The following is a 12,527-nucleotide window of genomic DNA, read 5'->3' on the forward strand; positions in this document are numbered from 1 at the left end:
ATTCAGCGTTTTGCAGGCATTAGTTCCACTTGGGATACAAAGCGTCTCGGCTTTGGGATCAATGCGCTCGATACCCTTCTCCGAACTGGCAACACTCCACCTGACACCTGCTCCAACGCAAGATCGGCCCGAAGGTTCCCTTGGTCGCCTTGCATTTTCGCAAAGCGCTTTTGTGCCGATGCCGCCTTGATCGGCTCGGGAGCCGGCGATAGGCAGGATGCGCCGGGCGCTTTGCGCGCCACCACAGGAACGGGGGGAGCCGCGCCATGGACTTCGGCCTCAGCGAGGAACAGTCTGCCATCTTCGACATGGCCCGGGATTTCGGGCAGGAGCGGATCGCGCCGAACGCGAGGGCCTGGGAGGCGGCTGGCACCATTCCCAAGGATTTCTGGCCTGAGATCGGTGCATTGGGCTTTGGCGGGCTCTACGTTTCGGAAGCCGCCGGCGGCTCCGGGCTCAGCCGGCTTGACGCCACGCTGGTCTTCGAGGCCCTGAGCATGGCCTGCCCTTCGGTGGCTGCCTTCCTGTCGATCCACAATATGTGCGCCCGCATGGTCGATGCCTTCGGCAGCGACGAACTCAAGGCGCGGGTGCTGCCGGGCGTGGTCTCGATGGAGACGGTACTGTCCTACTGCCTGACCGAGCCGGGCTCGGGGTCGGATGCCGCCGCCTTGCAGACAAGGGCCGAGCGGACCAACGAGGGCTACAGCCTGAACGGCACCAAGGCCTTCATCTCGGGTGGCAACTATTCCGACGCCTATGTCTGCATGGTGCGAACCGGCGACAACGGGCCGAAGGGTGTGTCGACGCTCTATGTCGAAACCGGCAGCCCCGGCCTGTCCTTCGGCGGCTACGAGGACAAGATGGGCTGGCGCTCGCAGCCGACCGCGCAGGTACAGTTCGACGACTGCCAGGTGTCCGCCGGCAACCTGATCGGCACCGAGGGCGACGGCTTCAAATACGCGATGATCGGCCTCGATGGCGGGCGGCTGAACATCGCCGCCTGCTCGCTGGGGGCGGCGCAGGCCGCACTGGACCAGACCCTCGCCTACATGGGTGAACGCAAGGCCTTCGGTCAGAGCATCGACCAGTTCCAGGGCCTGCAATGGCGCCTCGCCGACATGGAGATCGAGCTGCAGGCGGCGCGCACCTTCCTGCGCCAGGCGGCGTGGAAGCTGGATCATAAGGCGCCGGATGCCACCAAGTTCTGCGCCATGGCCAAGAAGTTCGTGACCGAAGCCGGCTCGCGCATCGTCAACCAGTGCCTGCAGCTGCACGGCGGGTATGGCTACCTCGCCGACTACGGGATCGAGAAGCTGGTGCGCGACCTCCGGGTGCATGAGATCCTGGAAGGTACCAACGAAATCATGCGGGTGATCGTCGCCCGCCACATGCTGGCCAACCGATGAGCGATATCAACATCCGCATCGAAAACCGCACCGGCCGGATCACCCTGACCCGGCCCGCGGCGCTGAACGCGATGACCTATGACATGTGCATGGCCATCGACGCGGCGCTGAAGGCATGGCGGGACGAGCCAAAGGTCGCGATGGTGATGTTCGACGCCGAGGGCGACAAGGCCTTCTGCGCCGGGGGCGATATCGCCGAGCTCTACAAGACGGGCAAAGCGGGCGACTATGGCTATGGCCGCACCTTCTGGCGCGACGAATACCGCATGAACGCGATGATCGCGGCCTATCCCAAGCCAGTGGTCAGCTTTCTGCAGGGCTTCACCATGGGTGGCGGCGTCGGCATCGGCTGTCACGGCTCGCTGCGCATCGTCGGCGAGTCGAGCCGCATCGCCCTGCCCGAATGCGGCATCGGACTGGTGCCGGATGTCGGCGGCAGCCAGATCCTGGCCCGGCTCGACCGCGAAGCGCCGGGCATGGGCGCCTGGATCGGGGCCACGGGGCTCCGGCTGGCGCAGGGTGACGCGACCTTCGGCTTTGCCGACCGTTTCCTGCCCGAGGCCGATTGGGCCGAGGCCAAGGAGCGGATGATCGCGGAGAGTGCGGCGAAGGTGCCCGAGGCCGGCGCGCCGGCCAGCGAGATCCGCCCCTACCTCGGCCAGATGGCCGCGCATTTCGCCACCGGCACGCCGGCGGAGATCCTGGAGTCGCTGAAGGCGGACTCCAGCGAACCGGCACAGGCAGCAGCCAAGGCGATGGAGCGATCCTGCCCGCTTTCGGTGGCCTGCCATATCGAGATACTGCGCCGCCTCGGGCCCGATTGCTCGATGGAAGAGGCGCTGCGTCTGGAATACCGTTTTACCTGGCGCTGCATGGAGCAAGGGGACTTCCTCGAAGGCATCCGCGCCCAGATCATCGACAAGGACCGCAAGCCGAAATGGCGGCACGCCAACCTTGCCGAGGTGAGCGCGGCGGAGGTCGAGGCCATGCTGGCACCGCTGGGCGATGACGAACTGACGTTTCACTAGGGAGGTCGATCATGAAGATCGGATTTATCGGACTAGGCAACATGGGCGGGCCGATGGCCGCCAACCTCGTGAAGGCCGGACATGATGTCACCGGCTTTGACACCGCTTCGGTTGCGATCGAGGGCGTGAGCATGGCGGCAAGCGCCGCCGAGGCCGCCAAGGGGGCCGAGGTCGTCATCACCATGCTGCCTAACGGCGCGATCCTGCGGAAGGTGGCCGAAGGCGTGATCCCGGCCATGGACAAGGGCGCGGCGCTGGTCGATTGCTCGACCGTCGACGTCGACAGCGCCCGAGCGGTGGCTGAACAGGCCGAGGCCGCAGGCCTGCTTGCAGTCGATGCGCCGGTCTCGGGCGGCGTCGGCGGCGCGGCTGCGGGCACGCTGACCTTCATGGCCGGCGGCTCCGACGCGGCATTCGCCAAGGCCAAGCCACTGTTCGACGTGATGGGCCAGAAGGCGGTGCATTGCGGCGCCTCGGGTGCAGGCCAAGCCGCCAAGATCTGCAACAACATGATCCTCGGCGTCACCATGATCGCCACCTGCGAAGCCTTTGCGCTAGCCGACAAGTTGGGCCTGGACCGCCAGAAGATGTTCGACGTGGTTTCCACGTCTTCGGGCTATTCCTGGACGATGAACGCCTATTGCCCCGCCCCCGGTGTCGGCCCGAAAAGCCCGGCCGACAATGACTACAAACCCGGTTTCGCGGCTGACCTCATGCTCAAGGACCTGCGGCTGTCGCAGCAGGCCGCCGAGAGCGCCGATGCCGACACCCCGATGGGCGCATTGGCGCAGGCGCTTTACGCCCAGTTCGTCGAGCAGGAAGACGGCAAGGGCATGGACTTCTCGGCCATGCTGCCCCGCTTCGAAAAGCGCGGCCGCAACGGTTGAAGACCTCGGCGGGCGCCGCGCTCAGACGGCGCCCGCTGAAAACAGGGCGCCGCACATAGCCCAACAGCCTGTGCAATCCTCCTCTGCCCTGCGCCGTTTCCCGCCCAGAGGCCCGACGGCGCCAGCGCCTTTCCGCTGAGCACGCCTCAAAGAGGAACGGAACTTTCTCCGCGAACGTTATATGGACGAACGAAAACGGAGAACCGATATGAAAACCCGCACCTCCCTGATCCGCTTCACCGCTGCCTCGCTGCTCGGGATCGTGGCCGCGGGCGGGCTCGCACTGCCCGACGCCGCCCTTGCCAAGGACAAACATCACGGCAATTCCCACGTGTCCGCCGGTGGCTGCCCGCCGGGTCTGGCGAAGAAGTCACCTGCCTGCGTTCCCCCGGGGCTCGCCAAGAAGCAGGTCGAGGTTCACCGCGACCGCGACCGTTACGAGGACCACAACCGCTATTACGACCGCGATCGCCACGTGTATGTCGACCGCGACCGCTATGACGGGTTCCGCTACAACGACCGCTACGACCAGGTCTATCGATATCGCGTAGGCGACCGGATCACCCGCGACTACGTGCTGGTTCCGACGCCGCAGCGTTATGGTCTCGACCCCTATGGCACCTACTATCGCGTCGGCGACGGCATCTACCAGGTAAACAAGGACACGCTCGAGGTCATGGCCATCATCGGCCTCGCCTCCAGGCTGCTGAACTGACTTATTCCGCAGCCACGCGCTTGGGGTCGAGCATCTCCTTGAGATAGCGCCCGGTGTGGCTGCGGGGCTCCTCTGCCACTTCTTCCGGCGTACCGGTGGCGACGATTTCGCCACCGCCATCCCCACCCTCGGGCCCGATGTCGATGATCCAGTCGGCCGTCTTGATGACGTCGAGATTGTGCTCGATGACAATGACCGTATTGCCCTGCTCCACCAACTCATGCAGCACTTCGAGCAGCTTGCGCACATCCTCGAAATGCAGACCCGTGGTGGGTTCATCGAGGATGTAGAGCGTCCGGCCGGTTGACCGTTTCGCAAGTTCCTTCGACAGCTTCACCCGCTGCGCCTCGCCGCCCGAAAGCGTCGTCGCCTGCTGTCCGACCTTGATATAGCCAAGGCCGACACGCACCAGTGCGTCCATCTTCTCGCGGATGCTGGGCACCGCCTGGAAGAACTGCTGGGCATCCTCGACGGTCATGTCAAGAACGTCGGCTATGCTCTTGCCCTTGAAGTGGATTTCCAATGTCTCGCGGTTGTAGCGCTTGCCCTTGCAGGTCTCGCAGGTGACGTATACGTCGGGCAGGAAGTGCATCTCGATCTTGATGAGACCGTCACCCTGGCAGGCCTCGCAGCGGCCGCCCTTGACGTTGAAGCTGAACCGCCCCGGCGCATAGCCGCGCGCCTTGGCCTCGGGCAGGCCGGCGAACCAGTCGCGGATCGGGGTGAAGGCCCCGGTGTAAGTGGCCGGATTCGAACGCGGAGTCCGCCCGATCGGGCGCTGGTCGATATCGATGACCTTGTCGAGATGTTCAAAGCCCAGGATCGTCTCGCAGGGCGCCGGGGTTTCGCGCGCGCCGTTCAGGCGCATGGCGGCATTCTTGAACAGCGTCTCGATGGTCAGGGTCGACTTGCCACCGCCGGAGACGCCAGTGACACAGACGAACATGCCCAGCGGGAACTCGGCGGTGACGTCCTTGAGGTTGTTCCCCGAGGCTTTGACCACCGTGACTTTCTTGTTGCCCTTCTTACCCTTGCGGCGCTCTTTTGGTACTGCGATCTCGCGCGTGCCGGAGAGGTACTGCCCGGTGATCGAGGCCGGATCGGCGGCTACCTGTTCGGGCGTGCCGTGGCTGACGACCTGGCCGCCGTGCACCCCGGCACCGGGGCCGATGTCGAAGACGTAATCGGCGTCGCGGATCGCCTCTTCGTCATGTTCGACCACAATCACCGTATTGCCCTGGTCGCGCAGGTTCTTCAGCGTCTTCAGGAGCCGACCGTTGTCGCGCTGATGCAGACCGATGGAGGGCTCGTCGAGCACGTAGAGCACGCCCGTCAGGCCCGAGCCGATCTGGCTCGCAAGACGGATGCGCTGGCTTTCGCCGCCCGACAGGGTGCCGGATGAGCGTGACAGCGTAAGGTATTCAAGGCCCACGTTATTCAAGAAGCCAAGCCGCTCGCGGATCTCCTTGAGGATGGCCCGCGCGATCTCTTTCTTCTGGTTGGTGAGCGAGGCCGGAACAGTTTCGATCCAGTCGAAGGCCTCGCGGATCGACTTCTCGACCACTTGCCCGACGTGCAGCCCGGAGATCTTGACCGCGAGCGATTCAGGCCGCAGCCGGTAGCCGTGGCAGGTGCCGCAGGGGCGGTTGTTCTGATACCGCTCGAATTCCTCGCGGATCCAGGCGCTATCGGTCTCGCGATAGCGCCGCTCCATGTTGGGTATCACCCCCTCGAACACGCGGCTGACCTGATATACCCGCCCGCCCTCGTCATAGCGGAACTGGATCTCTTCCTTGCCCGAACCGTAGAGGAAGACCTGCTGCACCTTCTCGGGCAGGTCCTTCCATTTGGCATTCTTGTCGAAGCCGTAGTGGCGGGCGATGGCCTCGATGGTCTGGGCGAAATAGGGCGACTTGCCCTTGCGCCAGGGCGCCAGTGCGCCGTCATAGACCTTGAGGTTCTGGTCGGGCACCACCAGGCGTTCATCGAAAAACAGCTCCACCCCCAGCCCGTCGCAATCCGGGCAGGCGCCGAAGGGCGCGTTGAACGAGAACATGCGCGGCTCGATCTCGGGGATGGTGAAGCCGCTGACCGGACAGGCGAAGTTCTCGGAGAAGGTGATCCGCTCGGGCTCGCCCTCGCTTGGCGCGGTCTCCAGCACGCAGATCCCGTCAGCAAGGTCGAGCGCGGTGCGCAGGGAGTCGGCCAGACGGGTCTCCAACCCCTCGCGCACCACGATGCGGTCGACCACCACGTCGATGTTGTGGCGGAACTTCTTGTCAAGCACCGGCGGCTCGTCCAATTCATAGAAGGCGCCGTTCACCTTCACCCGCTGGAAACCCTGCTTGCGAAGCTCGAGGAACTCCTTCTTGTACTCACCCTTGCGGTCACGCACGATCGGGGCCAGCAGGTAGGCGCGCGTGCCCTCCTCCATGGTCATGATCCGGTCGACCATGTCCTGCACCTGCTGCGCCTCGATGGGCAGGCCGGTGGCGGGGCTGAAGGGCGTGCCGGCGCGGGCGAAGAGCAGGCGGAGATAGTCATAGATCTCGGTCACCGTGCCGACGGTCGAGCGCGGGTTCTTGCTGGTGGTCTTCTGTTCGATCGAAATTGCCGGGGACAGGCCGCTGATATGGTCGACGTCGGGCTTTTCCATCATGTCGAGGAACTGGCGGGCATAGGCGCTCAGGCTCTCGACATAACGGCGCTGACCCTCGGCATAGATGGTGTCGAAGGCGAGGGACGACTTGCCCGAGCCGGACAGGCCGGTGATCACCACCAGCTGGTCCCGCGGGATGTCGACGTCGATGTTCTTGAGGTTGTGCTCGCGCGCGCCGCGCACCTCGATGTGTTTCAGCTCGGCCATGATGCCCCCGGTTAACGATTTCTAAATAGGCTGCGCCGATGGATTCTCCAATCAAAAAGTGAGAACGAAGAGGGAACAAATCTGGGCTGAGAGCAGGAAATAAGCCGAAACCCGCGTCGTGCACCAATCAGGATCGGTTCAGAAGGCGCAAAGGCCTGTCACCGCCGCGCCCGCGCGCTGAGCAGATGGACCGCCACGCCGCCAAGAAAGAGCACCAGCACGAAGAGCAGAAAGCCGTGGATCCCGCCCACTCCGGTCAGCGCCACCAGCACCGGGGTACCGCAGGTGGTGCCGACATTCCCCATTTGTGCGAGGGCGCCATTGGCCTGCACCTGCGCCTCGGGTTGCGGGTTCAGCTGCGGGATGGCAGCAAAGCTCGCTCCCTGCACCAGGCCCAGCGCGGCGGCCAGGGCGATATAGGCCCAGGGTTGCGAAGGGGCGGCCCAGAGCGCGATGCCGGCCAGCAGCGAAAGATCGAAACCCGCGATGGCGACCTTCACTGCCGGAACGCGCCGCAGCAGCCAGACGCCCAGCGTCATCGAGGTAGCGATCCCGGCCAGCGGCATCAGCCCGATCACACCGGCGCGCACCCCCTCGGGAAGGAACGGCGGCATCACCGTGAGGATCGCGACGAAGGCCCCGGCGTAAAACACCCAGCCCAGCGCCGCCGCGTTGAGCCAGGGCGAAGCATAGATGCGGATATGCTCGGCCAGCAGCCCCGGCAGCGAAAAGCCTCGGCGTCCCGGCCCGATCACGTCGCGCGGCAGCAGCCAGCCAACCAGCACCGCCATCCCTGTCATGTAGGCGGCATGGGCGGCATAGAGCGCACCGACACCCCAGGCGGCGACCAGCGGCAGACCGGCCCAAGTGAGGATGGCAAAGGCCACGCCGAAGAAGGTGCTCCAGAGCGACAGGGTCAGCCCGCGATGGCGCGGCTGGCTCAGCTGCGCGATCAGGGTCGGCGCCGCGACGACGATGGCGAGGTGCGAGGCGCCTTCGGCAAGGCGGCTGGCCAGGAATAGCGGCAGCGCCGGCAGGGTCGCCTGAAAGGCCGACATCAGCGCCCCGAGTCCCAGCGCCGCGATCAGCGAGCGGCGCGGGCCGAAGCGGGCGACGATCAGCCCGGCGGTGACGCCGAAGAGGATGCCGACAAAGCCGACCAGCGACACGGCAAATCCCAGCGCGGCCCCTGCCCCGCCATAGACCTCGCCCAGCATCGGGAATGTGACTGCGACCTTGCCGAATTGCGCCGCCGCGCCGAGGCCGGCAGCCCAGAGGCCGAGGATCACGCCAAAGGCGGTGCGCTGCATGAGTGTCTCCGTTCCCGGCCGCCAGGTCGACGCTTGTCAGCGGCCTAGCACGGCGGAGCGGGTCAGGAATAGGTGCGCAGATGCACACCGGGCCCGCAGGGGCACCGGTGTGCCCACGTCACATGTGGATCACGCGGCCATAGGCGTCGAGCACCGACTCGTGCATCATCTCGGACAGCGTCGGGTGCGGGAAAACGGTATTCATCAGGTCTTCCTCGGTGGTCTCGAGCTGGCGGCCGATGACATAGCCCTGGATCAGCTCGGTCACCTCGGCCCCGACCATATGCGCGCCCAGCAGCTCGCCGGTCTTCGCATCGAAGACCGTCTTGATCATCCCCTCGGGTTCGCCCAGCGCGATGGCTTTGCCGTTGCCGATGAAGGGGAACTTGCCGACCTTGACGGTATAGCCCTTCTCCTTGGCCTTTGCCTCGGTATAGCCGACCGAGGCGACCTGCGGCTGGCAATAGGTGCAACCGGCAATGCTTTCGGGGCGCACGGCGTGGACATGCTTGCCGGCGATATGCTCGGCCACCATGACGCCTTCGTGGCTGGCCTTGTGTGCCAGCCAGGGCGCGCCGGCGATGTCGCCGATGGCGTAAAGTCCCTCGACCCCGGTGCGGCAATATTCGTCGACGATGACGTGGGTGCGGTCGACCTTCACGCCCAGAGCTTCCAGGCCGAGGTTCTCGACATTGCCGACGATGCCGACGGCCGAGATGACCGTGTCGAAGTCCTGCGTCTCGGTCTTGCCGCCGATCTCGATATGGGCCGTGACCTTGCCCTTGGCGCGGTCGAGCTTCTTGACCGTCGCCTTCTCCATGATCTTCATGCCCTGCTTGACGAACTGCTTCTTGGCGAATGCGCTGATCTCGGCATCCTCCACCGGCAGGATGCGGTCCATCACTTCGACCACTGTCGTCTCGGCCCCGAGGGTGTTGTAGAAGCTGGCGAATTCGATGCCGATGGCGCCCGAACCGATGACCAGCAGCTTCTTCGGCATCCGCGGCGGCTGCAGCGCGTGCTTGTAGGTCCAGACGAGGTCGCCGTCCGCCTCGAGCCCCGGCAGTTCGCGCGCCCGCGCGCCGGTGGCGAGGACGATGTTCTTGCCCGTCAGCTCCTCGGTGCCCTTGTCGGTTTTTACGCTGACTTTACCCTTCGCCGGGATCGTCGCCGCGCCCATGAAGACGGTGATCTTGTTCTTCTTCATCAGGTGACCGATGCCGCCAGAGAGCTGCCCCGCCACACCGCGCGAGCGTTTGACCACGGCGTCGAGATCATAGCCGATGCCGTCGGCCTTGAGGCCAAAGTCCTTGGCCCGCTCCATCAGGTGGAAGACCTCGGCCGAGCGCAGCAGCGCCTTGGTCGGGATGCAGCCCCAGTTGAGACAGATGCCGCCCAGGTGCTCGCGCTCGACAATCGCGGTGCTCAGGCCCAGCTGGGCGGCGCGGATTGCGGCGACATAGCCTCCGGGGCCTGCCCCGATCACGATCACGTCATAGGATTTCTCGGCCATCGGTTTCCCCCGGATGATGTCATTCCGAAACTAGTTTAGCGTTAAACTATTTTTACAAAAGCTTCAATGCCCCGCGCCCGCGACATTTCGCTCAATCCTTGTACGCCGCCATCGCGGCGGCGATGCGCTCACCCATCAGAGCCGCCCCCAGGCGCGAAGGATGCACGCGGTCGCCATACCAATGCGCCGGATTGGCCGGGTCGATCACCTCGTCGGCACCGACATAGACCACGCCCCGACGCTTGCGGGCCAATTCCTTCAGGCGATGGTTCAGCACGTCGACCACCTCCGCACAGCGGCTGAACGGGTTCAGACGCAGGTTAGCATCATAATATCCAAGGATCACCACCCTCGCAGAGTCGGCAACAATCCGGTCCACGAGCGCAGGAATGTCGCCGCCCTGCCCGCCCGGTCCGACCAGCGAATCGAGTGTGGCCTCGCAGCCCCGGCAGCTGCATTCCGCCAGCAGGTCGTTCGCGCCGCCGTTCAGGATGACCCAGTCCCAGGGACCGCTCTGGTATTGCAGACGGATGTCGCCGCCCTTGGCGATGATCGCCGGCGAGGTTGCGCTGAGCCGTGCGCCGGCCACCGCAAGATTGGCGACGGGCAGACCGGTCAACTGCGCGACGACATCAGGGGGGGCCTCATGCGTGAAGCCGTGCCAAGCCAGCACGCTATCGCCGATGGCGAGAACACGTGTATCAGGCTGGATGTGATCGGTGCGGGTGCAGGCCGCCAGAACGACCAGGAGGGCCGGCACCAGAAAGGCTGGCAGCCGGCCCGTCAAGCCGGCTCAGCCGGCGAGTTGCAGTTGGCGGACGGTTTCGCCGTAGCCGCCGGTGCTTACATATTCCGACTCGCCCTTGGTCGAGTTCCGGTTAAGCGCTTCGTTTCTATAGGGAAAACGGCCAAACTGGCGGATCACCTGGCGATGCGCACGGGCATGAAGCAGGTTCGGCGCGCCAGTTTCGGGCATCCGCTCGCGCATCAGGCGCACGCAGCGGTCCTGGTCGCAGAGGTTCTCCGAATGCATCAGCGGCAGGTAGAAGAACTGCCGGGCCGGCTCGTCGATCTTCATGTCCCAGCCCTTGCCGATGGAGGCCTTGGCCGCAATCAGGGCAGCACGGTCGGTGGCAAATGCCCTGCCCGACCCCCGGAACATGTTGCGCGGGAACTGGTCGGTCAGGATGATATAGGCCAAGGCCCCGCTGGGGTAGGTGAGCCACAGCGAGTGGCGGCCTTCGGAGGCGCCCTCCCAGGTGTTCAGAAACTTGTCTCTGATGGTGGCGTCCAGCGCTTCGTCCTGCGTGTACCAGCCGTCAGGGCCGATTTCGTCCAACCAGAAACTCAATACATCTTCAGGGCCAATCATGGGTTCTGCTCCACTTGTCCACGCCCCCGGGCACATGGACAGATTCTACGATTTGTTTGCCTTAGCGTCACGTTCACTTTTTACAACGAAAAGTCACGTCTCTTGGTTTCGTTCTATTTCCGGTTCGTGCCGTGGCGGCTCCTGTACAACATCCTTGGCCAGTTCCGCGGCCATCGGCGTGCCCACCGGCGACATCGGCGATACCGCCCCGGCATATTCGACCGGAATGCTCGCCCGCCGCGTCATCCGCCATGCGGCATAAAGGCCGAGGGCGAAGAGCAGGAAGGCGATCAGCACGAAGTAGCCGGCCGGCCCGAAGACGTGATCGTTCATCAGCCAACCGGTGATGAGCGGCCCCGCAATCGCGCCGACTCCGTTGATGAAGATCAGCCCGCCCGAGGCGGCGGCCATGTCGCCATGATCGAGATAGTCATTCGTATGCGCGATCAGCAGCGAGTAGAGCGGATTGGTCGTGCCGCCGATCAGGAACGAGGCGGCGAGCAGAATGCCGAATTCGCCGCCGAGAAAGAAGCCGATCAACGCGCCGACGCCACCGGCGGCGGCCACGGCCATGATGAGCTGGCGGCGGTCCATCCGGTCGGACAGCCAACCCAGCGGATACTGCAGCAGCATCGCACCGATATAGATCGAGGCGATGAAGATCGAGATCTGGGCCACGCTGAGCCCCGCCTTGGCGCCGTAGACCGCGCTCATGCCGAACTGGGCGGCAAAGACGCTGCCGAGCAGGAACATGCCGACGCAGCCCAGCGGCGAGGTATGCAGCAGCTTCTTCAGCGACATCGGCCGCGTTGTCTCGAACGAGGGAGTCGGGCTGACCGACAGCAGGATCGGCGCGAATGAGATCGAGATCAGCACCGAGGCGATGACGAAATTGTCAAAACCGGAAGGGTCGCCGATCAGCATCAGCCCCTGCGCCGAGACGATGCCGACCATCTGCACGATCATGTAGAGTGACAGCGCCTTGCCCCGGTTCTTGTTGTCGGCGGCGTTGTTGAGCCAGCTCTCGGCGGTGACATAGACGCCGGAGAAGCAGAACCCGATCACGACACGACCCAGCACCCAGGCCATCGGGTGGGCAAACAGCGGGTAGAGGATCATCACCGAGGAGATGAACGAGGCGAGCGCCGCGAAGACGCGGACATGCCCGACCCGCCGGATCATCTCGGGCGCCATGCGTGATCCGCCGAGGAAGCCGACGAAATAGGCCGACATCACGAAGGACATCTCGAGCGTCGAGAATCCTTCCATGTTGCCGCGCACACCCAGCAGCGTGCCCTGAAGGCCGTTTCCGACCATCAGGAGCCCGACGCCGAGCAACAGGGCCCAGGCGCTGGACAGGACTTGCAGCATCGCGCGACTCCTTCGGTTCTCAGGCGCGGTATGGACGCAGGCGTTGCACCGCGTCC

Annotated in this window: 10 protein-coding genes; 4 read left to right on the plus strand and 6 right to left on the minus strand. The window is 64.7% G+C overall.

The window, feature by feature from the left end:
- Positions 1-266: 266 nt before the first annotated feature.
- The 4 genes from IE266_RS11165 (at position 267) to IE266_RS11180 (ending at position 4,039) form a co-directional block, all read left to right on the plus strand.
- Positions 267-1,409 carry an acyl-CoA dehydrogenase family protein gene (locus tag IE266_RS11165; protein ID WP_189680173.1) on the plus strand — a complete coding sequence of 381 codons (1,143 nt, stop codon included), beginning with the start codon at positions 267-269 and terminating at the stop codon, positions 1,407-1,409.
- On the plus strand, positions 1,406-2,437 hold the full coding sequence (locus tag IE266_RS11170) for an enoyl-CoA hydratase/isomerase family protein (protein WP_189680174.1): 1,032 nt from the start codon (positions 1,406-1,408) through the stop codon (positions 2,435-2,437). Before IE266_RS11165 ends, IE266_RS11170 begins: the two co-directional genes overlap by 4 nt.
- A gap of 11 nt (positions 2,438-2,448) precedes the next feature.
- The gene (gene mmsB / locus IE266_RS11175) at positions 2,449-3,324 is read left to right on the plus strand and encodes a 3-hydroxyisobutyrate dehydrogenase (protein ID WP_189680175.1); all 876 of its coding nucleotides are present in this window, start codon (positions 2,449-2,451) and stop codon (positions 3,322-3,324) included.
- 208 nt (positions 3,325-3,532) lie between these two features.
- Complete coding sequence (locus IE266_RS11180) at positions 3,533-4,039, plus strand: hypothetical protein (protein WP_189680176.1); 507 nt, start codon at positions 3,533-3,535, stop codon at positions 4,037-4,039.
- 1 nt (position 4,040) lies between these two features.
- Here the strand turns inward: IE266_RS11180 and uvrA are convergent, their stop codons facing one another.
- From uvrA to IE266_RS11210, 6 genes are all read right to left on the minus strand, one after another.
- The gene (gene uvrA / locus IE266_RS11185) at positions 4,041-6,905 is read right to left on the minus strand and encodes an excinuclease ABC subunit UvrA (RefSeq protein ID WP_189680177.1); all 2,865 of its coding nucleotides are present in this window, start codon (positions 6,903-6,905) and stop codon (positions 4,041-4,043) included.
- Between the two features lie 158 nt (positions 6,906-7,063).
- A complete protein-coding gene (locus IE266_RS11190; protein WP_189680178.1) occupies positions 7,064-8,215 on the minus strand; it encodes an MFS transporter in 1,152 nt (383 codons plus the stop codon).
- Between the two features lie 118 nt (positions 8,216-8,333).
- Complete coding sequence (gene lpdA, locus IE266_RS11195; protein ID WP_189680179.1) at positions 8,334-9,728, minus strand: dihydrolipoyl dehydrogenase; 1,395 nt, start codon at positions 9,726-9,728, stop codon at positions 8,334-8,336.
- A 91-nt stretch (positions 9,729-9,819) separates the two neighbouring features.
- Entirely contained in the window at positions 9,820-10,515 is a 696-nt protein-coding gene (locus IE266_RS11200) for an SGNH/GDSL hydrolase family protein (RefSeq protein ID WP_189680180.1), read from the minus strand.
- A 6-nt stretch (positions 10,516-10,521) separates the two neighbouring features.
- On the minus strand, positions 10,522-11,100 hold the full coding sequence (locus tag IE266_RS11205; RefSeq protein ID WP_189680181.1) for a DUF924 family protein: 579 nt from the start codon (positions 11,098-11,100) through the stop codon (positions 10,522-10,524).
- Between the two features lie 93 nt (positions 11,101-11,193).
- Positions 11,194-12,471 carry an MFS transporter gene (locus tag IE266_RS11210; protein WP_189680182.1) on the minus strand — a complete coding sequence of 426 codons (1,278 nt, stop codon included), beginning with the start codon at positions 12,469-12,471 and terminating at the stop codon, positions 11,194-11,196.
- Positions 12,472-12,527: the final 56 nt, after the last annotated feature.

This window comes from Seohaeicola zhoushanensis (assembly GCF_014656415.1).
Taxonomy (GTDB): Bacteria; Pseudomonadota; Alphaproteobacteria; order Rhodobacterales; family Rhodobacteraceae; genus Seohaeicola_A; species Seohaeicola_A zhoushanensis.

What these genes read in the sequence shown, in the direction of transcription:
- IE266_RS11190 (WP_189680178.1), bottom strand. Translation starts at nt 8,215, where the DNA reads ATGCAGCGCACCGCCTTTGGCGTGATCCTCGGCCTCTGGGCTGCCGGC.
- IE266_RS11205 (WP_189680181.1), bottom strand. Translation starts at nt 11,100, where the DNA reads ATGATTGGCCCTGAAGATGTATTGAGTTTCTGGTTGGACGAAATCGGC.
- IE266_RS11210 (WP_189680182.1), bottom strand. Translation starts at nt 12,471, where the DNA reads ATGCTGCAAGTCCTGTCCAGCGCCTGGGCCCTGTTGCTCGGCGTCGGG.
- IE266_RS11165 (WP_189680173.1), top strand. Translation starts at nt 267, where the DNA reads ATGGACTTCGGCCTCAGCGAGGAACAGTCTGCCATCTTCGACATGGCC.
- lpdA (WP_189680179.1), bottom strand. Translation starts at nt 9,728, where the DNA reads ATGGCCGAGAAATCCTATGACGTGATCGTGATCGGGGCAGGCCCCGGA.
- uvrA (WP_189680177.1), bottom strand. Translation starts at nt 6,905, where the DNA reads ATGGCCGAGCTGAAACACATCGAGGTGCGCGGCGCGCGCGAGCACAAC.
- IE266_RS11180 (WP_189680176.1), top strand. Translation starts at nt 3,533, where the DNA reads ATGAAAACCCGCACCTCCCTGATCCGCTTCACCGCTGCCTCGCTGCTC.
- IE266_RS11170 (WP_189680174.1), top strand. Translation starts at nt 1,406, where the DNA reads ATGAGCGATATCAACATCCGCATCGAAAACCGCACCGGCCGGATCACC.
- mmsB (WP_189680175.1), top strand. Translation starts at nt 2,449, where the DNA reads ATGAAGATCGGATTTATCGGACTAGGCAACATGGGCGGGCCGATGGCC.